The 18,396-nt window shown below is 57.0% G+C and carries 24 protein-coding genes, 1 tRNA gene and 1 pseudogene; 9 read left to right on the top strand and 17 right to left on the bottom strand.

Going from position 1 to position 18,396, the window contains the following annotated elements; all coding sequences use genetic code 11:
* Genes MCP_RS14670 through MCP_RS14660 form a run of 3 tightly spaced genes read right to left on the bottom strand, consistent with a single transcriptional unit; the run spans position 1 to position 1,749 of the window.
* A complete protein-coding gene (locus MCP_RS14670; protein WP_231845104.1) occupies positions 1-516 on the bottom strand; it encodes a MarR family winged helix-turn-helix transcriptional regulator in 516 nt (171 codons plus the stop codon).
* A complete protein-coding gene (locus tag MCP_RS14665; RefSeq protein ID WP_012901635.1) occupies positions 509-925 on the bottom strand; it encodes a flavodoxin family protein in 417 nt (138 codons plus the stop codon). The genes MCP_RS14670 and MCP_RS14665 overlap by 8 nt, the downstream gene beginning before the upstream one ends.
* 14 nt (positions 926-939) lie before the next feature.
* Positions 940-1,749, bottom strand: a complete 810-nt coding sequence (locus tag MCP_RS14660; protein WP_012901634.1) for a hypothetical protein — start codon at positions 1,747-1,749, stop codon at positions 940-942.
* A 201-nt stretch (positions 1,750-1,950) separates the two neighbouring features.
* On the opposite strand from MCP_RS14660, the gene MCP_RS16205 reads away from it, so the two are divergent.
* Positions 1,951-2,082: a hypothetical protein gene (locus tag MCP_RS16205; protein WP_269445990.1), complete on the top strand. Its 132-nt coding sequence runs from the start codon at positions 1,951-1,953 to the stop codon at positions 2,080-2,082.
* Positions 2,083-2,224: 142 nt separating this feature from the next.
* A complete protein-coding gene (locus MCP_RS15780; RefSeq protein ID WP_012901633.1) occupies positions 2,225-2,392 on the top strand; it encodes a hypothetical protein in 168 nt (55 codons plus the stop codon).
* Here MCP_RS15780 and MCP_RS14655 read toward each other — a convergent pair.
* Together MCP_RS14655 and MCP_RS14650 are read right to left on the bottom strand one after the other, a co-directional pair.
* On the bottom strand, positions 2,389-2,862 hold the full coding sequence (locus tag MCP_RS14655) for a fasciclin domain-containing protein (protein ID WP_128860097.1): 474 nt from the start codon (positions 2,860-2,862) through the stop codon (positions 2,389-2,391). The genes MCP_RS15780 and MCP_RS14655 overlap by 4 nt on opposite strands.
* Positions 2,863-3,052: 190 nt before the next feature.
* Positions 3,053-3,703, bottom strand: a complete 651-nt coding sequence (locus MCP_RS14650; RefSeq protein WP_012901631.1) for a pyridoxamine 5'-phosphate oxidase family protein — start codon at positions 3,701-3,703, stop codon at positions 3,053-3,055.
* A 255-nt stretch (positions 3,704-3,958) separates the two neighbouring features.
* Here MCP_RS14650 and MCP_RS14645 point away from each other — a divergent pair, with 255 nt between their 5' ends.
* Complete coding sequence (locus MCP_RS14645) at positions 3,959-4,447, top strand: flavodoxin family protein (protein WP_012901630.1); 489 nt, start codon at positions 3,959-3,961, stop codon at positions 4,445-4,447.
* 287 nt (positions 4,448-4,734) lie between these two features.
* Here the strand turns inward: MCP_RS14645 and MCP_RS16085 are convergent, their stop codons facing one another.
* Together MCP_RS16085 and MCP_RS16265 are read right to left on the bottom strand one after the other, a co-directional pair.
* Entirely contained in the window at positions 4,735-5,118 is a 384-nt protein-coding gene (locus MCP_RS16085; protein WP_231845103.1) for a DUF1722 domain-containing protein, read from the bottom strand.
* A gap of 195 nt (positions 5,119-5,313) precedes the next feature.
* Positions 5,314-5,700: pseudogene (locus MCP_RS16265) on the bottom strand (DUF523 domain-containing protein); the annotation flags it as partial.
* Between the two features lie 790 nt (positions 5,701-6,490).
* On the opposite strand from MCP_RS16265, the gene MCP_RS14630 reads away from it, so the two are divergent.
* Positions 6,491-7,054 (top strand): SOUL family heme-binding protein, encoded by a 564-nt coding sequence (locus MCP_RS14630; RefSeq protein WP_012901627.1) that lies wholly within the window; start codon positions 6,491-6,493, stop codon positions 7,052-7,054.
* A 232-nt stretch (positions 7,055-7,286) separates the two neighbouring features.
* Here MCP_RS14630 and MCP_RS14625 read toward each other — a convergent pair whose 3' ends face one another.
* The 3 genes from MCP_RS14625 to MCP_RS14615 form a co-directional block, all read right to left on the bottom strand.
* On the bottom strand, positions 7,287-7,691 hold the full coding sequence (locus tag MCP_RS14625) for a fasciclin domain-containing protein (RefSeq protein WP_128860247.1): 405 nt from the start codon (positions 7,689-7,691) through the stop codon (positions 7,287-7,289).
* Positions 7,692-7,779: 88 nt separating this feature from the next.
* Positions 7,780-8,259 carry a fasciclin domain-containing protein gene (locus MCP_RS14620; RefSeq protein WP_012901625.1) on the bottom strand — a complete coding sequence of 160 codons (480 nt, stop codon included), beginning with the start codon at positions 8,257-8,259 and terminating at the stop codon, positions 7,780-7,782.
* Between the two features lie 273 nt (positions 8,260-8,532).
* A tRNA-Arg gene (locus MCP_RS14615) sits at positions 8,533-8,604 on the bottom strand.
* 108 nt (positions 8,605-8,712) lie between these two features.
* Between MCP_RS14615 and MCP_RS14610 the strand changes: the two genes are divergently transcribed.
* Positions 8,713-10,311, top strand: coding sequence for a hypothetical protein (locus MCP_RS14610; protein ID WP_012901624.1), 1,599 nt, complete (start codon positions 8,713-8,715; stop codon positions 10,309-10,311).
* On the opposite strand, the gene MCP_RS14605 is transcribed toward MCP_RS14610, so the two are convergent.
* From MCP_RS14605 to engB, 5 genes are all read right to left on the bottom strand, one after another.
* Entirely contained in the window at positions 10,312-10,719 is a 408-nt protein-coding gene (locus tag MCP_RS14605; protein ID WP_012901623.1) for a DUF5946 family protein, read from the bottom strand. It lies immediately after the preceding gene.
* The gene (locus tag MCP_RS14600) at positions 10,719-11,969 is read right to left on the bottom strand and encodes a phytoene desaturase family protein (protein ID WP_012901622.1); all 1,251 of its coding nucleotides are present in this window, start codon (positions 11,967-11,969) and stop codon (positions 10,719-10,721) included. Before MCP_RS14600 ends, MCP_RS14605 begins: the two co-directional genes overlap by 1 nt.
* Entirely contained in the window at positions 11,966-12,154 is a 189-nt protein-coding gene (locus MCP_RS14595; protein WP_394296158.1) for a 4Fe-4S binding protein, read from the bottom strand. Before MCP_RS14595 ends, MCP_RS14600 begins: the two co-directional genes overlap by 4 nt.
* Before the next feature lie 10 nt (positions 12,155-12,164).
* Positions 12,165-13,445 carry a formate-dependent phosphoribosylglycinamide formyltransferase gene (gene purT, locus MCP_RS14590; RefSeq protein ID WP_012901620.1) on the bottom strand — a complete coding sequence of 427 codons (1,281 nt, stop codon included), beginning with the start codon at positions 13,443-13,445 and terminating at the stop codon, positions 12,165-12,167.
* 88 nt (positions 13,446-13,533) lie between these two features.
* The gene (gene engB, locus MCP_RS14585) at positions 13,534-14,172 is read right to left on the bottom strand and encodes a GTP-binding protein EngB (protein WP_012901619.1); all 639 of its coding nucleotides are present in this window, start codon (positions 14,170-14,172) and stop codon (positions 13,534-13,536) included.
* Between the two features lie 75 nt (positions 14,173-14,247).
* Here engB and MCP_RS15900 point away from each other — a divergent pair, with 75 nt between their 5' ends.
* Positions 14,248-14,406, top strand: coding sequence for a hypothetical protein (locus MCP_RS15900; protein ID WP_173332323.1), 159 nt, complete (start codon positions 14,248-14,250; stop codon positions 14,404-14,406).
* A 3-nt stretch (positions 14,407-14,409) separates the two neighbouring features.
* Here MCP_RS15900 and MCP_RS14580 read toward each other — a convergent pair whose 3' ends face one another.
* A complete protein-coding gene (locus MCP_RS14580; protein WP_012901617.1) occupies positions 14,410-14,574 on the bottom strand; it encodes a preprotein translocase subunit Sec61beta in 165 nt (54 codons plus the stop codon).
* 145 nt (positions 14,575-14,719) lie between these two features.
* On the opposite strand from MCP_RS14580, the gene MCP_RS14575 reads away from it, so the two are divergent.
* The 3 genes from MCP_RS14575 to MCP_RS14565 are packed head-to-tail and all read left to right on the top strand — an operon-like array spanning position 14,720 to position 17,123.
* On the top strand, positions 14,720-15,805 hold the full coding sequence (locus tag MCP_RS14575) for an amidohydrolase family protein (protein WP_012901616.1): 1,086 nt from the start codon (positions 14,720-14,722) through the stop codon (positions 15,803-15,805).
* The gene (locus MCP_RS14570; RefSeq protein WP_012901615.1) at positions 15,775-16,221 is read left to right on the top strand and encodes a universal stress protein; all 447 of its coding nucleotides are present in this window, start codon (positions 15,775-15,777) and stop codon (positions 16,219-16,221) included. The genes MCP_RS14575 and MCP_RS14570 overlap by 31 nt, the downstream gene beginning before the upstream one ends.
* Before the next feature lie 47 nt (positions 16,222-16,268).
* Positions 16,269-17,123, top strand: coding sequence for a CBS domain-containing protein (locus tag MCP_RS14565; protein WP_012901614.1), 855 nt, complete (start codon positions 16,269-16,271; stop codon positions 17,121-17,123).
* A 5-nt stretch (positions 17,124-17,128) separates the two neighbouring features.
* Here MCP_RS14565 and MCP_RS14560 read toward each other — a convergent pair whose 3' ends face one another.
* Complete coding sequence (locus MCP_RS14560) at positions 17,129-18,385, bottom strand: tRNA(Ile)(2)-agmatinylcytidine synthase (protein ID WP_012901613.1); 1,257 nt, start codon at positions 18,383-18,385, stop codon at positions 17,129-17,131.
* Positions 18,386-18,396 lie beyond the last annotated feature (11 nt).

The raw sequence follows: 18,396 nt of genomic DNA, 5'->3' as shown, positions 1-18,396 counted from the left end.
TTAACACTCCTTCGCCTTTCTCATGGCCTTAGCGCCCTCGTAGAGCTCGTCGGCCCTGTGCTCCATCTTTGCGATGACGTTGAACAGCGCCCTCAGCTCATCGTCCGAGATATTCTCGAACATGCTCAGCACCGCCCTCACGTCGCCCTCCTCGCGGCTTTTGAACAGCCGGAAGCAATGCTCAGTGACCCTTAGCCGGATGATACGCTTGTTTTTCTCGTCCCGCTCCAGCCTCATGAGCCCCTGGCGCTCCATGCCCGACGCGATCTGCTTCACGTTCTGGTGGGTCGTGCTCATCGCGTCCGCCACCTCCTGGATGGACGGGGCATGCTTGAACCCGTTGGCGATGACCAGGGCCATGAGCCATTGCTTCGTGGTGATCCCGTCCTCCTCCAGATCCTTCCCGATGTAGTAGCTCCACCGCTGCTCGATCAGGAACACCATGACCAGGATGAACTTCGCCATGTCGATGCGGCTGGAGGCGAACGCCGCTTTCGTCTGCTCGATGTCATCCAAGCTTCGCCATCTCCGCCGCGAACTTCCGGGCGCCGTCCAGCTCATCCTTGCTCGGGTGACCGATGTTGACCAGGACGAACGCCCTGCCCTTGCTGTGGTAGGTTCCGAGGACCGTAGCGCCCTTGTTTTTCAACGCTTCCGCCATGGCATCCACCTCCCTGCCGGCGCCGGCGCCGGACGTGCCGAACAGGGCGACCTTCCTGCCCGCGAAGTCGTGGGCGGCGATGAACTTCGCCATGTCATCTCCCGGCTTGTCGCCGTAGCACCCGGAGCCCATGAACAGGACCCCGTCCTGCGGGACGGACGCCGCCTTTTTCACATCCAGGGCCTCCACGCCCAGCTCTTCCGCGATGGCCGTGGCCATCTTCTTCGTGCTCCCGGTCATCGAATAGTATAGTACGCTAACCATTGCTTTTACCTCCATTATGCGGCCGATGCGGCCGGCACTTTCATCTTACCGTAGAATATGATGGCCAGCGCCAGGGCACCCAGCACCAGCAGGACGAATATGGCGACCTGCGGCAGCACTACCTCCACGCCGTTCAGGCTCATGAACAGCGCCATGGAGAGCACCGCAGTGCCCAGGGTTATGCCCTTGACGAATATGAGCGACGCCAGCGCGTAGCCCCATGCCTTCTTCTGCAGCAGCAGCACGCCCGCGATCAGGCTCAAGGGCACGATGACGCCGAGGTCGAGCGCCTGGACGACCAGTGTCGTGTACGTCTCCAGCGCAACCGGCCTCTCTCCCGTTAAAAGGGACGGTACGATCATGCCCAGCCACATCGCCGATACGGCGATCGCTATCAAGAACATGAACCCTGCTGCGGCTTTCGTCGGGGCCCCCGAAAAGCTCTCCTTCACCGCGTTCACGTCCAGCGTCAGCACGCTGTAGGCGAACGTGTAGAGCGATAGCGAGAACGCCGCCACGTACACGAGGAAGAGCTGGTTGTAGGCGGACAGGAACGACATCATGGCGTATACGTACAGGAAGTAGAACACCATGCCGGTCCATACGAGCCTGCCTCTCAGCGAGCCTCTGGCGGCGTAATACGTCGACACTGCTAAAAGCGGCACGCACAGCACCAGCGTCACCAGGTCGTTGCCCTGCTCCTGGGCCGCCCCTGACTTCGTGTCGTTCTTATACAAACCGTTCATGAACAGCCCGGCGCCGGACGCCACGATGGCGAGCACGGCGATGAGGGCCGAAGCGATGATTATGATCCTCTTATCCATTTGTTTCCCTTCAACAGGTAACATATTACCTGAACGATTGGTAATATATTACCAAAGTATATAAGGGTTTCGTTCAGGTAACATATTACCTGTTGAGCTCAGGGCTGAATAAGGACAGTAAGCGCACGGCTAAAACCACTACGCCCGGCATGAAAGTATAAGCCCCGCCACGAAAATACTTTGAACGGAAAGTGACCCGAAATGGCCGAAGAGAAGCCGCAAGGGAAAAAGAAGAAAGATACGCCGGTGGTCAAGAAAGTCATGGGGCGCGCCGGGCTCGTTAAGGGCTCGAACTCGGATAAGCCGGGGCCGCCGCCTTACGAGCACGGGTAGACGCTGACCGTGACCGCTTTAGCAAAACTACCCGGCGTACAGGCTATTGACAGGCAAATATTTATGTTTTTATAAGTTTTATTTTCACGAATATCTAACGGGTATTACCTTTGGGTAAATACATCGTTTTCAAGGCGTCACCATGAGCATCGTTGAGGTGAACGGCGTTAAGCTGAACATCGAGGATGCCGGGGCCGGGCTCGCAGTGATCCCCGTCCACAGCATACCGCAGGATCACAGGGCGTGGAAAGGCCACTCCGGCAGGCTGCCGGATATTTTACGGCCGCACATCCTGCCATTGTTCGATTAAAGATTGCTTGGCATGATAACCGTGTCGACGATGTGAATGATGCCGTTCCCCGCCGGGATGTCCGGCTTCACGATCTTTGCGCCGTTCACTGCAATGGCATGGTCGCTGGACGTGATCTTCAACTGGTTTCCATCCAGGGCAGTGACAACGCCCTTTTTAGCCAGGTCCGCGCTCGTGTATCGGCCCTGCACTACGTGGTACTTCAGGACGCCGGCCAACTTCGGCTTATCGGCCAGGAGGGCGTTCACTTTATCCGATGGCAGCCTGTTGAAGGCATTATCGTTCGGCGCAAAGACCGTGTATGGGCCGCCGCTGCTCAGCGTATCCCTCAATCCTGCCTGATCTACCGCCCCCACGAACGTTTTCAGAGAACCATCCTTACTGGCGGTTTGTAAGATGTTCCCCTGCGTCTGCACCGTCCGGGCGAACGCTGGCGTCGACACGCACAAGAGAAAAGCCGCCAGTAACATCGTGGCTAAAATTTTTTCAACTAAATCATCTCCTACCAAAACTAAAACAAAAATCACGGTTTTATACAATAACCGATGATTTAAACCACTGGATGTAATACTAGGCGAGGACCGAACGTAAAAAAGATGAAATCCGGGATGAAGGTAGAAAAGGGATGGACCTATCGAAAGTACAGCAAAAATGTGATTTTCAGCCGGGGGACTTGAGCCCGATGGAATCGCTCACGATCAGCCGGTACATCGTCGAGGGCTCCGACATGAGCCCGCCCGTGTCCAGCGATCTGAGGCCGTGTCGGGCGGCCACGTTCTTAACCCCGCCCCGGGTTTTCGCGCTGTCGACCAGCGCTCTTGCCACCCTCGCGCCCTCCATTTTATCAGTCACTTTCTCCAGTTGTCCCATGAGCGTTATCGTGTAGAGGTCGCGGGTGCCTTCGCAGAAGTTATCGATCTCTACCGTGACGTGTGGGTCGCTCCGTATCAGATCCATCTTGCGCCCATAGTCCGCAAAGTGGAAATACAGCCTGCCATCGAGGTAGATGTAGTCCATTGCTATGATGTAGGGCTGGGGGGTATCGTTGAGCGCCATGCGGCAGATCTTCTGCGACCCGAGGAGCCGTTCCACCTCATCGGCGGACATGGCCGGAAGCCTGACGATCTCGCGATGTGATGACTGGGCGCTCCCATAACCTTGATGATCCGCGATCTCGATCGTTCCATTTCCTTTTAAGACCCGAAGCGCTGGCGCTTCAGTTCCGCTTCCCCGGGACAACGGGGGAACTAGTATGGCCGCACATCCCAAAAGGACCATGATTATGGCGATAATAAAATATTTCCAGTCCATCCGATCTATCAACACCTGGAAAATACAAATATAAACCCAATATAAGATGATGGGCAAAGGAAATAGAAATCCCGCTTTTAGCGGAAGATAAAAAGCCTATCTGGATAAGAAATCTGCGGCCTTTATCGAGCTTCAATGCCGCCTTCGCTTCCCACATTTTATTATGTTAATTGAGTGGTCGGAGCATCCATAAGTGATTATAAATTGACATAAAGTTTTAAAAAAACCTGTTTTAAATAACTGTAGGGTGATAGGATGAAAGTGCTGGTCGCATGCTATTCCTTAACCGGTAACACGTGGAAGATCGCCGGGGAGGTCAGGGACATCCTGGGAGCCGACATAACGCGAATAGACACCGTGGATGCCCCCAACTGGGATATGAAGTGCATGAGCGAATGGGTGCAGGATCGAGCAAGGATCAAGCCTTGCGAGCAGGATTTGGGCAGGTATGACCTTCTCGTGGTCGCGACGCCCGTCTGGGCCTGGCTGCCGCCTCCGGCGGTGAACGAGTACCTCGCGGGCCTAAAGAACGTGAGGGGCAAAAAGTTCGCCGTGATGGCCACCGCAGGAAAGTGCGGCTTCGAGGATGTCATAAATGATATTAAGGGAAAGCTTGAAGCGAAGGGCATGGAGTTCGTGGGCTCCGGGCAGTTCTTGAGCGGGGAAATTGCCTGCGGGGACTATAAATCGAAGGCCGCCGAGTTCGCGAGGTCGCTTAAAATGCCCGCCATGGCCGCCCTCTGATTATTTCTTTTCTATAGCCTCGAAAAATCCCCGCTCCCGTAAAAAGGGTGGATTTATCGCCCAGAACTTTTCTTACTTGTTTTCGGCCGTTCTTTCCTGGTGCGGGAGCGTTCAGTGCTTGCCTGGCGAGCTTCCGGATTTACTCTTTTCTTCTCTCAGGAAATTCACCATTAGACCGCATGCCCATGGCGATGATATAAGTTTGAAAGGGAATCGACAATACCCAGTGCATCAACGGGCCGAAAAAACATACAGATGTGGAGTATAGCCGCAAACCCGCCGTGTATTCATTGGATGCTCACCGCTTTCCAGTAGTCCCGGTCCAGCCGCTGATCGACGTCCGGGACGAGCTCCTGCGGGTAAGGTGCGAACACCGTCTGATCGGCGGTCTTCCAGTCGGACATTCGGACCGCGAAGAGCTCGAGCGTATCAAGCAGCGCGTCCCGGCTGACCTTGTTCTTCAGGTACTTCGCGACCAGCGCGCGGAACCAGGCCTTCTCTCCGGAAGATAGCCGATCGCCGTAGAGCTCGAAGATACGCATCGCAACGCCGGCATACCCTTCGGATGTCCGGTGTTTGGATAGTAGTCGCCGCATCTCGTTGAAATACTCGGAGTTTCCACGTGCCAGCGCGCCGTCGAGCATGGACTCGGCGTCAGTGTCATAGCACATGAACAGGTAACGGTTGCGATCGTGGAAGTCCCTCACTTGGTCCGGATCACCCGCCTCGGCGGCCTCTCGGAATCCGGCGAAGGCAAAAATTTTCGTGAGGAATTCATCGCGTATTTTTCCGTTTTTCATCCTCAAATCGTCCTCGAGTGGATAATCATGGTAACGGCGCAATATTTTTCGTGCGAATAGCCCGCTGGTCCGGCCGGCAACTCCGGCCCCGACCGGTTTGTCGTACACCTTGATGTTGTAGAAGCCGATGGTCGGGGAACCCGACTTGAAGAGGAATCCGTCGACCGGCGGCAGCGAAACGATCAACCGGTCCGTGAACACGTCCATCGGGTCGGTGATGTCACGGCCCGTCCGGGGCTGTATGAGGCGCTCCCGGCCTCCGATACTGACGATCCGCAACGGGTCGCGGGGCACACCGAGGCCTATCTCGTATTCGGGACAGATCTTTAGGAAGTCAACGTAGGGCTTTAGCTCTTTCACGACCGGGCACGGCACAACTTTCCCGTCGTACCTCACTTCATCGAACTCCAGACAGGCACTGACGACGATCCTGGGCCGGGGAAATCTACGCATATCGGTTCAAGAAATACACTCCGGTAATTTCCAAATCATTAATGCCATGAAAAAGCATCCGGTAGCGCGATCCAAATTGTAAAAAATCGTTTAAATGGGATATCACCGCAATTATGCTGGAGTTAAGGCCGCGTTGATCAGTGAAATACGCCGTTTCTTGTCTGTATGTCTGCAGCGATGACCTTTGTATTGTCGACCAATTCATCGAAAGGACCGGGAACAGGTGGCGACACGGATGGCGGGCAAACGATTAAAAAAAGTAACATCCGGAATATGTAATATTCGGAATGTTACATTGGGTACACGGAACTGGTAACGTCCTTATCGATGACACACTCTTTGACGTCCCGGTGACATCCCGGACATTCGTTATCCACATCCAATTTAATCTCGGCGCCACAATGCTGACAGGTAGGACAGGCTGCTGCTTTCTCCAATCGAATCACCAAAACTCCTTCACGCTGCCTGCATAAAAGGATAATTCGCGCGTATGAGCGATTCGCGCGTATGAGCGATTCGCGCGTATGAGCGATTCGCGGGTATGAGCGCAAGATTCACGGTTTCACTGGTTGCCGCATCATTACGATTAAATCATCGGGAAAAGATGAGAAATGCCCGGTCTGCCACAGGAATGTTAATGAATTTGCCATTGGTCATGATGTCACGATTTCCATTTACCCTATGTGATTCTATACAGGGCGGTATTACCTATTTAAAAACCTTATATGCCAGTACCCATCGTTTTTTGTCCATTTCTTTTTATAAATATCCAGCCTAGATTTTTATTGGGTTGGATTTGACAGAAACTCTGGGATACGATATTTTAAAGCAGGACGGCGATATCGAACTCCGACAATATGGCAGCTACATTTTGGCGCAGGTCGAGGCCTCTTCGGACATGAAAGGTGCCACGTACTCCGGTTTTATGAAGCTCTTCAATTATATCTCGGGCAATAACACGAATAAGGCGAAGATCCTGATGACCATACCGGTGACCGAGGAGCAGGTCTCCGCGTCTGAAAAGATACCCATGACCGCGCCCGTAACTACCGAGAGATCCTCGAACGACCTTTACGTGATTTCCTTCGTCATGCCCTCGAATTACAGCATGGAAACGCTCCCCGAGCCTAAAGATAAGAGTATTACCTTCAGGCAGGTGCCGCCACATCGGGCGGCCGTCATCAAGTTCTCGGGACGCATGAAGGAAGAACTGGCGGAGAAGAAAATCGAAGAGCTCAAGCAATGGCTGCGTAATAATCACCTGGAGCCGATGTCCAATTTTATTATGGCGCAGTTTAACCCGCCATGGATACCCGGGTTCATGCGACACAACGAGATCATGGTCGAGATATGATCCGTAGGTTTCCATGTTGTCGCATCCGTTGTAGGTTAATGTAGTGGAAGGGCAAGCATTCGTGAGCCTGAAGCTGCAAGAGAATACCTCCGTATGTGCCCCTACGAGCCGGCAGCGGGTTTCGATTTCCAGCCGACGACCAGCTTCACGGAACATTCGAAGCCTTCAGGCGGTCTAAAAAATTACAATCGGGGACTAAAAAAATGACCAGATGGTACATCTGGTATTGGCGTCATTTGGGCAAGAGTACGCTATCGATAACGTGGATGACGCCGTTGTTGCACATAATATCGGCTTGAATCACCCGGGCATCGTTGATCATTACATTCCCGCCGGAAGCATCCACGGACAGGGGCTTTCCCTCGAGCGTTTTAAGCGATCTCTGTTTCGCGACGTCCGATGCCGGCATCTTGCCCGGGACGACGTGATACGTGAGAATGTCCGTCAGCTTATTCTTGTCCTTCAGCACCGCATCGAGAGTCCCCGCCGGCAGCTTCTTGAACGCGGCGTCGTTCGGGGCAAATACCGTAAAAGGGCCCGCCCCTTTTAGCGCGTCGACCAGGCCGGCGGCCTTCACCGCCGTCACTAGGGTGTTGAAGCCCCCGGCGCTGACTGCGGTATCCACGATGTCTTTCATTTTTTGTTCGGGCGCCGTAGGTGCGGCCGCCTGCAATACGTTGTACGCTGTCCATACGTTATTCATTTTTCATCCTCCATATACCGTCTTATTTCGGCACGAGCACGGAGTCAATGACCTGTATTTCACCGTTACTCGCCATCACGTTGGACTTGATGACCTTGGCACCGTCGACCATGACCGAGCCGTCGCTGGCTTTTGTGATCTTCAGCGTCTTGCCGTCCAGCGTTTTGACCGTGCCCATCCGTACCAGGTCATCCGCCGTGTATTTACCCGACACGACGTGGTTCTTCAACACCGCGGTCAGCTTCGGCTTGTCCTTCAACAGCGACTGCACCGTCCCCGCGGGCAGCTTATTGAACGCGTCATCCGTCGGCGCAAACACCGTGTACGGCCCGCCGGTGGACAGCGTGCCGTCGAGGTTCGCGGCCTTCGCAGCCGCCAGAAGCGTCTTGAACGATCCCGCATCCGTGGCCACCTGCACGATGTTCTTATCCATTTGCATTTGCTGCGCGAACGCAGGAACCGACAAACACGTTACCAGAGTGGCTAATGCCATTACGGCCATGACTTTCTTCAATGCATCATCCCCACACTAACAACCAGATATCATTGCCTTATAGATATCCGCTAAAAAAAATAATCGTGTCCATGGAGTGATGTTTTATCAATCCCGGTAGTCATAACCATTGACAAGCTTTCTGTATGCCGAAAGTAAAAGCTTATTATATATGGGATTGTACTAATTTTTGGGGCGGTTAAAAATGTTTGAAAACGTATCAGAATATGATGATGGGGGTAAATAATTAAAAAAATAAAAGAGCCTAACGTTGGTTTAGAGCGCCCCCGCGGGGATTCGAACCCCGGTCTAGAGCTCCGGAGGCTCCAAGGATATCCACTACCCTACAGGGGCACCTGACGAATACAGATAGACTATCTTAGATATAAACTTTGAGCTTTGCTTTTCCAGAAAGCTTCATTATCATTAAGGATATAGACTTTAGAAACCGGTGGGTCGAGGTTGGAGCAGCAACTGGATATTAAAAATGTCAGGCTAGACTGGAGGACCGCGTTCGCGGCCGCGCTAATCATTTTCATACTGTTCGGGCTGGGCACGAAGCTGGTAATGTCATTGAACATGGGCCTCAACAGCGATATGGTGGGCGAAGGCATCGAGGCCATGGAAATTTGGAAGCACCAGAACTACTTCCTCAGCGGCTATTACCTCCCGTCCCAGGACACATTCCTCTTCACCGAGCTCATACCGTTCCAGCTCATCCCGCAGATCCTTACCAACTATGATCCAACAGCATTGAAGCTGATGACCTTCGTCGAGTTTGTACTGGGAGTGGGCGTGCTCGGTTACGTCATATACATGGTGACCGGCGAGGCGCTCCACTCGCTCCTGTTCGGGGCCCTGATGGCCAACGTGCCCGCAGAGGGATACCAGTACTTCGCGCTCCCGACCTCGCACACGGGCACAGTGATATTCCTGGGGCTAATCCTGGCCCTCCTCATCTACGTGGACAAAAAGGTCGAAGGGGAGGCGCAAAAGACGAAAAAGGGCAAGAAGGTGCGCTCCACAAAAATATTGTGGGCGCCCTTAATAGCGCTCACCGTCCTCACGGCCCTGACCGTCCTCTCCGACACCATTGTCCTGCCCTGGCTCATCGTCCCGTTCATCCTGGTCTACCTGCTCTTCGTGAAGAACAAAAGCAACACGATGAACGTCGCCGTCGCGGCCATGGCGGCAGTATCGGTCATCGTCTACATTTTCAAGACGTATTTCATATACAACTGGGTGGTCCAGGACGTGCTGTCGTCCAGCGCCGCCGCGGACGTGCCCTCGACGGTCGGGCTCTACTTCACGGCACTTGCGGCCCTGCTAAACCAGGGGTTGTATGGCATAGCACAGGGTTTCAAGGACTTTGGCATACTGGAGGTCGCCTCGCTCCTGGCATTCCTGGCGCTCGCCGCTCTCGCCTTGAAGGGCGCCCTGGAGGACAAGAAGAACAGGCTCTTCTACGGCGTCCTCCTCGCCTCCGCCGCCACGATGTTCGCCATGTGGATGGTATCGGACTACACCATCGATATCGCCAGCACGCGCTACCTCACCTTCACCGCCATCACCGTGTTCATGCTCATCGCCATGTGCTTCAGGCCCGACTACAGGATCTACGGCGCGCTGGCCCTGGCGCTGCTCCTCATATCGGCCGTTTTTGGCGCGCTCCAGATGGGAGACCTCCAGCAGCCCAACGCCGCGGAGTACGGGCTGATATCGTACCTGAAGGAAAATAACCAGACGTTCGGCTACGGCGGGTACTGGTCGGCGAACATCGTCACATACCTCTCAGGGGAGGACGTCATCGTCCGGAAGGCTGTATTCTACCGGAACGACATCAAGCCATGGATGTGGCACTCATGCGAGAGGTGGTACCAGTCGACCCCCGATAACTCCTTCATACTCGTGGACAACAGCACGATCAGCGACACCGGAAGGGAGGTCGTAGGTGCCCTGGCAGCCAGCCTGAACGCCTCGGAGGCCATGCATTACGATAAGTTCGTTATCTATCCCATACAGGGCTTCCACATCGCGCCGTTCCAGGTCCAGCGGTCCTGATCAGGGGGCCTCGGTGTCCTTTAAAATTGCCCTGGCCCATGCCCTGACATCTTCGGCATAAGTCTCGGGGCCGTCGGTGCGGACGTCCATGACGGTCATGGACCAGCTGACCTTCTGTGGCGCCTTCTGTTCCTTGCTAAGCACGCTGACCCGGCCGTTGAACTGCTTCTTCGAGCGCTCCCTGAGCTCTGCAGGCGTTAAGCCCTCCTCCACGATGGCCCGGAGCGTAGAGCGCATCCAGGCGAGCGCCTCCTCCGAGAACGCCGAGGGGTGCTGAAGGTTAAAACAGATGACCGTGATGTGATGCACGGCGCCGAAGACCTCGGGGTCCTCGAACTCCAGGGCCAGCATGGACTCGAACTTCTCGCGGCACCCCGCGGCGCCGCACTCGGGGCAGACGTCCGGCATTAATTAGCCTTCAGCGTATCCAGCAGGTTCGCCACGCCGGAGGCCACGCCCTCGACCTCCATGTAGCCCTTGCCCTTGGCTCCGTCGCCCACGACGTACAGGCCTTTTACCGGCGTCAGGTTGCCGAGGTCGAACCCCGACGAGATGCGGTTCACGGGCCAGTCGTCCCTGTAGGTCTGCACTAAAAGCACGGAGTACTTCTTGCCCGGGAACATGTTCCTGAGGTCCTGAAGCCCCAGCTTTATCTCCTGCTGTATATCGTTAGAGCGAAGCGCCTGGTGGGACATCGTGAGGTGCATGCCCTCCGGGGCCAGCGACGGGTCGATGTGGGTGACCTCGTTCATGCCGTTGACGCGCTGCGCATAGGGGGTGAAGAGCACTCCGGGATGGCCGACCAGCGGCTCCTCCGCGGCCAGGCATATCTTGACGCCGGCCGAGGGCCTGAGCTTCTGGAGCACGTCCGCGTACTTGGGGTTAGAATATCTTGCGTCGTACAGAGCGGATGTCAGGCGGTGCCCGATGTCCGATATCACCATGTCGGCCTCGTGCCTCTCGCCGCCCACGGCGACGCCCTTCGCCTTCCCGTCCTCCACGATCACCGAGTCGACCTTCTCGCCCAGGTGGATCCTGCCGCCGTTCTCCTCGAGCTTCCGGGCCAGCGCGTCCACGACTGCCCCGCAGCCGCCCATGGGAACGCCCGGCGTGTTATACTTGCCCGGGCCGCCGCCCACGACGTGCCTGATGATGGCCGCGGCCTCCTCCCCGGGCGTGTCCCTCGAAAGCGTCGAGAGCGCCCAGCCGCAGCAGCTGTCCGATAGCTGGAGCCACTCGGGATCGTCCCACACCATGTCGGCGACGGTGCCCTTTTTCTGGACGAGCATCTTCGCCATAAGGGCCGGTATCCGGGCCTGGGCACGGGCCGATAAAAGCTCCCTGAAGTTAAAGAAAGAGATCTGCCGGTTATCCTTCGTCATGAAGCAGCCCATGGGGCTGGTCCGGACGATCTTCACGCCCGCGCCGACACGGTCCAGGAGCGCGGCCAGAGGGCCGGTGGGCCCGTGGGGTATCATGTGGAGGGCGCCCGTGGTAAGCTGGAAGCCCTCATAAGGTAAATTGGTGAACCGACCGCCGTAAATGTCCAGGCGCTCGTAGATATCGACGTCGTGCTCCTTCGACAGGGCGGCGCCCGCTAACAGCCCGCCCAGACCGGCGCCGATGATGGAGACCCTCAGGGGTCCTGAGGGCCTCATGGCTCCTCCGTGATGGCGCCCAGGGCACAATAGCCCTTACACTTGCCGCACTCGATGCACTTATCGTTTATACGGCTGACGCCGCACGTCTCGATGGCACCGGCCGGGCAGAACACCTTACAGTGGCCGCAGCCCACGCACGCCTGAGTGATCCTCAACCTATCCCTCTGTTTTGCGTTTTTAATGGCACTTCTCCTAATAGTGCTTTTCGGTGATCTCTTGTCCTTTCCATCCTTGGCCGGCGTCGATCTTCACTTTGTGGGCGCTGGCCTGGGCCTTGCGGCGGGCCTGCTCTACGGTCTTCCCGCACGAGAGCACCACGCCCATCCGGCGTTCCGCATACGTTTCGGGCTTGCCGAAGATGAGGACGTTCGTGTCGTCGTCGTAGGCGCCCGTTACGTTATACTGCGGGTACCAGCCCTCGGTGTGGGAGATGATGACGTGGGACGCCGCGCTGCTCCGGGGCTCGATGACCCTGTCATGCCACTGGATGGGAATGCCCAGAACAGCTTTCGCGTGCAGCGCGAACTGCGAATATCCCAGCGGCATCGAGGCCATGGTCACCAGGCCCGTGTCGTGCGGCCTGCACGCCGTCTCGTTGGCGTACACCTTGCCATTCTTCAGGTCGATGAACATCTCGTGAGCATACAACCCATAACCGCCCAGGTTGTCCATGATGCGCTGCGAGTAATCGTATATTTGCTTCTCGATCTTTTTAACCATCTTCTCGTCGCCGTCCTCGATCCAGGGGTGCCACGAGGAGTGGTAGTCGCCCTCGATCTGGTAGTGGCCGAGCGGCCGGACGAACTTGCTCTCGTCCCTGCCCTTCTCGTTCACGTACTTTACCGATAGTTCGGTGATCTCCACGTCGAAGTCGATGAACTCCTCGACGATTATCTTGGCCGCCGAGCCCCGGGCCTTCTCGGCCTCCTTGAAGGCCTTCTCGACGTCCTTCTTGCTCTTCAATAAGTATGAGCCTTTGCCGCTGGACGACTGGATGGGCTTCGAAACACAGGGGAACCCGATCTTGTCGCAGGCCTTCCTGAAGCTCTCCAGGTCGGTGGCGTACTCGTACTTCGAGGTACGGGCCCCGGTCGAGGCGATGGCCTCCCTGAGGCGCTCCCGGTGCATGGCGGTCCACACCGCCTTGGCGCACGGCGCCACGAAGTAGCCCTCCTTCTCCAGTTTGAAGAGCGTGTCGATGTTGATGGCCTCGATCTCGGGGATGATGGCGTCCGGCCTCTCCCTCGCCACGATGGCCATCAGCGCCCGCTCGCTCTTCATGTTGATCGGATATGAACGGTGTGCCACCTGCATGCCCGGCGAGTTGGCGTACCTGTCCACCGCCACGACCTCGATGCCCATTCGCTGGGCCTCGATCATCGTCTCCTTACCAAGCTCTCCCGCTCCCAGAAACAGCAGCTTCGCCCCGTTCGCACAGGGCGTGCCCAGAATCCTCCTCAGCTTCAAACTCATAACAAGGACCTCAAGGTTTGTCATTATATTAACGGCGGTATAGTTTAAAAAGATTGACTATCGCTTAAAAAGCGGTCGGAGTGAGGCGTTATGAGAAGCAGGACGCCAGGTCAGGGCGCTTGATGGAACGTAGCTTATCCTTCAGGAGCTTTCGCAGGTGGTCAACGTCGCCCTTTTTCGCCGATATCGGGGCGATCCGGTCCATCCAGCCGCTCCACGGGGGGCTGAACCCCAGGCGCAGGGCGATGTCGTCCAGCACCATGTTTTTTTCTCTATCGTAGATGTTGTCCATCTTGTTGACCGCCACGATGACAGGGATGTTGAGGTCCCTTAAAAAGGCGAACAGCTCCAGGTCGATGGGCACCTCGCCCCGGCCGTCCCACCGGTCCACGACCTCCGAAAAGGATTTTGCGTCCACCACCTGGACGGCGCACACGATCCTCGGGGCGTTGTCCTCGAAGTACTTGACGATGAGGTCCCGGAGCTTATGCTGCTTGCGGTAGTCGACGCCCTTCATATACCCGTAGCCGGGCATGTCCGTAACCAACAAATCCCCGAACTGGTAATAGTTTGGGCGCTGGGTGACGCCGGGACGCTTACCAACCCTCACTTTCAGGCCTATTAGTTGGCGCATCAGCGTAGACTTACCCACGTTAGAGCGGCCGATGAAGACGACCTCGTGCTTCGCCTCGACATGCTCGAACGACGTATACTCTTCCAGGGACATCAAATCGTATAGGGCCGCCGGAACATGTAAAGTTATCGGGGCTGGTTTTTATCCCCGGCCGCTTTTATTCATGTGATGACGTGCAGGACAGGCCCGGGCAGGCGGAAGACGGAGGACGCGCCCATACAGTACGTGCCCCCTGAGGAGAAGAAGACGGTCGTCGAGTCCCCCGAGAGGACGGAGCCGAAGCGGGGAAAAGAGGGCGGTGCGCCCGTAAAAGTAAAAGATCTTTAGCCTTTATGCCATGCTAAAGTATACGTTGAGCCCCCAGATGAGCGCCCCGAATGCGACGGCGCCGGCGATAACGAACAGGGGGTCGATCTTGATGGCCGACTCCTCGGCCTCGAAGTATCGCATGATACCGGCCGACGACATTAATCCACTCGTGTCTTTTTTCGCCATAGTGTGTCCTCCAGTTGTTATATCCATTACACGAAGTATGATAAATATGTTGCTGCGTCCGCCTCCCCAATGCGTCGGGATTCGGCCGCATTTTTATCGGTGCTCCGAGAAGTTTTATTAAATCAGGGGGCGATTTACTCGTACAATGTCCGGGGAATACGTCGTATCGGGGACCATCCTCTACGGGGACGAGTTCGAGGCCCGCGAGGGCTACGTGGTCGTCTCCGGCCCGAAGATCAGGGAAGTAGGCTTCGAGCGGTGCGACTCCGATATCCGGGGCCTGATATGCCCGGCCTTCGTCAACGCCCACACCCACTTAGGCGACGCCATCGTGAAGGACCCGCCCTTCATGCCTCTCGTGGACCTGGTGGCGCCCCCGGACGGCCTGAAGCACCGGGTGCTGAACGCGGCCTCGCCCGCAGAGGTCGCCGAAGGCATCCGCTCCTCGCTGGGCGTCATGGGGCGAACTGGCACATGCCACTGCGTCGACTTCAGGGAGAACGGGGCGGCCGGGGCACGCCTGCTGAAGCGCATCGCGGGCCCGCGGGCCACGGTCCTGGGGCGCCCGGCCCCCGGGGACACCATCGAGTCCGTGCTGGCAGAGGCAGACGGCACGGGCATCAGCAGCACGAGGGACCTTCCTCCGGGCGCCGCGGAGGACATCGCCGAAAAGACGAAAAAAACGGGCAAAATAATCGGTATTCACGCGGGCGAGTTAAATAGAGACGATATAGATACTGCGATAGATATCATGCCTGGCTTTTTAGTGCATATGACTCATGCGGCGGCTAAGGACATGAAGCGGGCGGCCGATAATGGCATACCAGTGGTCACGTGCCCCAGGTCAAACGCCATTACCGGCGCGGGGCTGCCCCCGCTGAAGGAGATGCGCGAGGCGGGCGCCACCCTGGCCCTGGGGACGGACAACGTCATGCTCAACTCGCCCGATATGTTCAGGGAGATGGAGTGGGCTGACAAGCTCTTCCTCCACGACGATGAGTTCGTGCTCAGGATGGCCACGCTCAACGGGGCCAAGATCGCCCGGCTTAACAAGGGGTCTATCCTTCCAGGAAAGGACGCCGACTTCCTCGTGTTCGACCTGAAGTCCGATACTTTTAAGTCCTCGCAGAATCTCTTAAGCACCGTAGTCAGGCGGGCAGGCCCGGACGACATCGGCTATTTTATCTATGAGGGTAAAGCATGGCGGAACAACTATTCAAGAAGATCCTGATAGCGACCGACGGCTCGAAGCGCACGCAGAACGCCGTCGAGATGGGGCTTAATATCGCCAAGGAACGCGGCTCGAAGGTGTACGCGGTGTACGTGGTCGACACCGTCACGTTCACCTCCATACCCATGGACGTCACCTGGGAGAACATGTACCAGCTCCTGAAGGACGAGGGCGAGGATGCTGTTAAGGCCGTCAAGGACCAGGCCCCGGCCGGCGTGGAAGTGGAGACGAAAGTGCTCGAGGGCAACCCCGCCGTGGAGATCACGAAGTTCGCGGCCGATAACGGGGTCGACCTGATCGTGATGGGAACGCTGGGCAAGAGCGGCATCGATAGGATCCTGCTGGGCAGCACGGCCGAGAAGGTCATACGCATCGCCCACTGCCCCGTGCTCGTGATCAAGAGCGAAAAAAAATGAGACGCTAATAATATTTAAATAATATGAAATTATCTTCGAGGGATGTTATGAAGCAAATTCTGACCGTCGACGACATCATGATCAAGAACGTCAAGAGCATCGAGATCCCGGGCTCCCGGGACGAGGTGCTCGATCTCATGCAGAAGGAGCGTATCTCCGCAGTACCCGTCGTAAAGGAGGGGACTCTTCTCGGCATCGTCACCCGTATCGACCTGCTGAAGCATCCGACCGAAGAGCAGATCGCTCTCCTGATGACCCGGGACCCGGTGACCATCACCCCGGACGCGCCGCTCTCCGAGGCAGCCAGAATCCTGCTGATGACCGGATTAAGACGATTACCCGTGGTCGTGAAGAACAAGCTGGTCGGCATCGTGACCGTGGCCGACATCGTCGGGGCCATCGGCCAGATGGACATCACTGCGCCCATCAAGGCGTACGTCAAGAACGGCATCGTCGCGGTCTGGGAGGACACCCCCGTCAGCGTGGTGAGCGAAATAATCAGGCTTTCCAAGCACGACGCGCTGCCAGTGCTCAACAGCAAGGGCGAGCTCACCGGCATCATAACGATCACCGACCTCATCAACATGAGCCGCATCGAGGACTCCGTGGAGAGGTCCGACATGTCATCCGCCAGCGACGAGGACAAGTGGACCTGGGAGAGCATGCGGGACACCATGCAGCTCTACTACGGCGTGTCGCGCATCAAGCTGCCCGACGTCCCGGTGAAGAGCGTCATGGTCAAGGACGTCATCACCGCCTTCCACAAGACGCCCGTGTCCGACTGCGCCAAGAAGATGCGCCGGAACCGCATCGAGCAGGTGCCGGTCATTACGGCCGACAATAAGCTGGACGGGCTTTTACTGGACAGGGACCTGCTGACCGTGCTCGTGCACCAGGAATAATTTTTTTACCGGCCCGGGTGCGTCCTGCACCAGGGCTCCTTTATCCTTATAATTTGCTTCGCGAGGTGCCTTCTCGCCGACGGCGGCACCTCGTACAGCCCCGTCTCCAGATCCCTTTTTACCCTTTCGAAAACAGGAAGCGCCCGCTTTGCCCCGCACTTCCGGCACCGGTAACCCCTATCTTTACCTACGGACTCCATGCTCTTGCCGCAAACGGGGCACTTCGGGGGCGTGGTTTTAACGAGCTCGGCGAGCTTTACGATCTCGAGCTTTTCCAGGTTCACCGTGCCGTTCTTCACGCTTCCGAAGACGCGGACTTCGTCGCCTCTTATTAATTTTTTCACGATCTCCCGGAAGTTCTTGGTGGGCTCGAAGGCGGCGCACTCGATGCAGGCCCCGGCCTGCTCCATCTTAAAGAACACGTGGCCGCCCTCGATGGCGCGGGGCTCCTCGCAGACGAAGCCCTTTAAGATATAGGAGCGGTCGTTCCTGACGTCGGCGATTCTCGCCTCGACGAGGTGCATGTCGGTGCCCTGGTTGGTGATGAATATCTGGGAGCGCTCCGCGGGCTCAGTGACGAGCATTTTCCGGGCTTCCACGAGCACTTCGGGGCTGTTGCCCCTGATCCCGTAGAGGACGGGGTCGGGGGTGTGGGGCGAAAAAACGATGACCTTGTTCCGCAGGTCGACGTTATCCCAGGTGTCCGGGTACGTGGCCTCGTCCATCCTGTAGACCGATTCCCGGTCCAGCCACCGGGGCTTCTCGTAGTTCCCGGGCATGCGGTAAGCGAGCAGCTCGTACGTGTGGTCGTACAGGTCGAGCCCGATGGACGCGAGGGCGCCGATGACGCCGCGGCCGTTCTTGAAGCGGTGCACGCGCATGCCATGGCGCCTGGCCAAAAGTAGCGCTTCCTGAATGTCGACCACGTCCCTGACGACCCGGATGGCGAACGCCCTCACGTCTTCGGGGATCTCGCCCTCGTGGATGACCACGCCGGGGTTCGTGTTCTCGTCGTCGAACCGGGCGTACTCCTCCACGGCCCTGACCACGATACGCTCCACCTCATCGGCCGGCCCGCGCTCAAGGACGAGGCACAGGGCGGCATTACCCCTGGTCTTGTACTTGATGTTAGGGTTGAGCCTGATCAGCCTCGGGTAGCCGTGAAGGCCAAAGGCCTCGAGGCGCCCCGCTAGCACGGCCGCCAGGTACGTCGTACACATGCCACATTTCGAGTCGGTATCGTCAATTCCCACGTACAGCATGATGAAAATGT

Source organism: Methanocella paludicola SANAE (assembly GCF_000011005.1).
Classification (GTDB): Archaea; Halobacteriota; Methanocellia; order Methanocellales; family Methanocellaceae; genus Methanocella; species Methanocella paludicola.
The sequence above is the reverse complement of the archived record's forward strand: the minus strand, read 5'-3'. Positions and strand labels throughout refer to the sequence as shown.

Coding starts and splice junctions, on each gene's coding strand:
- MCP_RS14665 (WP_012901635.1), bottom strand. CDS start 925: ATGGTTAGCGTACTATACTATTCGATGACCGGGAGCACGAAGAAGATG.
- MCP_RS14660 (WP_012901634.1), bottom strand. CDS start 1,749: ATGGATAAGAGGATCATAATCATCGCTTCGGCCCTCATCGCCGTGCTC.
- MCP_RS16205 (WP_269445990.1), top strand. CDS start 1,951: ATGGCCGAAGAGAAGCCGCAAGGGAAAAAGAAGAAAGATACGCCGGTG.
- MCP_RS15780 (WP_012901633.1), top strand. CDS start 2,225: ATGAGCATCGTTGAGGTGAACGGCGTTAAGCTGAACATCGAGGATGCC.
- MCP_RS14655 (WP_128860097.1), bottom strand. CDS start 2,862: ATGTTACTGGCGGCTTTTCTCTTGTGCGTGTCGACGCCAGCGTTCGCC.
- MCP_RS14650 (WP_012901631.1), bottom strand. CDS start 3,703: ATGGACTGGAAATATTTTATTATCGCCATAATCATGGTCCTTTTGGGA.
- MCP_RS14645 (WP_012901630.1), top strand. CDS start 3,959: ATGAAAGTGCTGGTCGCATGCTATTCCTTAACCGGTAACACGTGGAAG.
- MCP_RS16085 (WP_231845103.1), bottom strand. CDS start 5,118: ATGTGCTATGACACTGACGCCGAGTCCATGCTCGACGGCGCGCTGGCA.
- MCP_RS14625 (WP_128860247.1), bottom strand. CDS start 7,691: ATGAAAGACATCGTGGATACCGCAGTCAGCGCCGGGGGCTTCAACACC.
- MCP_RS14620 (WP_012901625.1), bottom strand. CDS start 8,259: ATGGCCGTAATGGCATTAGCCACTCTGGTAACGTGTTTGTCGGTTCCT.
- MCP_RS14605 (WP_012901623.1), bottom strand. CDS start 10,719: ATGCCGGACGTCTGCCCCGAGTGCGGCGCCGCGGGGTGCCGCGAGAAG.
- MCP_RS14600 (WP_012901622.1), bottom strand. CDS start 11,969: ATGAGGCCCTCAGGACCCCTGAGGGTCTCCATCATCGGCGCCGGTCTG.
- purT (WP_012901620.1), bottom strand. CDS start 13,445: ATGAGTTTGAAGCTGAGGAGGATTCTGGGCACGCCCTGTGCGAACGGG.
- engB (WP_012901619.1), bottom strand. CDS start 14,172: ATGTCCCTGGAAGAGTATACGTCGTTCGAGCATGTCGAGGCGAAGCAC.
- MCP_RS15900 (WP_173332323.1), top strand. CDS start 14,248: ATGACGTGCAGGACAGGCCCGGGCAGGCGGAAGACGGAGGACGCGCCC.
- MCP_RS14580 (WP_012901617.1), bottom strand. CDS start 14,574: ATGGCGAAAAAAGACACGAGTGGATTAATGTCGTCGGCCGGTATCATG.
- MCP_RS14575 (WP_012901616.1), top strand. CDS start 14,720: ATGTCCGGGGAATACGTCGTATCGGGGACCATCCTCTACGGGGACGAG.
- MCP_RS14570 (WP_012901615.1), top strand. CDS start 15,775: ATGGCGGAACAACTATTCAAGAAGATCCTGATAGCGACCGACGGCTCG.
- MCP_RS14565 (WP_012901614.1), top strand. CDS start 16,269: ATGAAGCAAATTCTGACCGTCGACGACATCATGATCAAGAACGTCAAG.
- MCP_RS14560 (WP_012901613.1), bottom strand. CDS start 18,385: ATGCTGTACGTGGGAATTGACGATACCGACTCGAAATGTGGCATGTGT.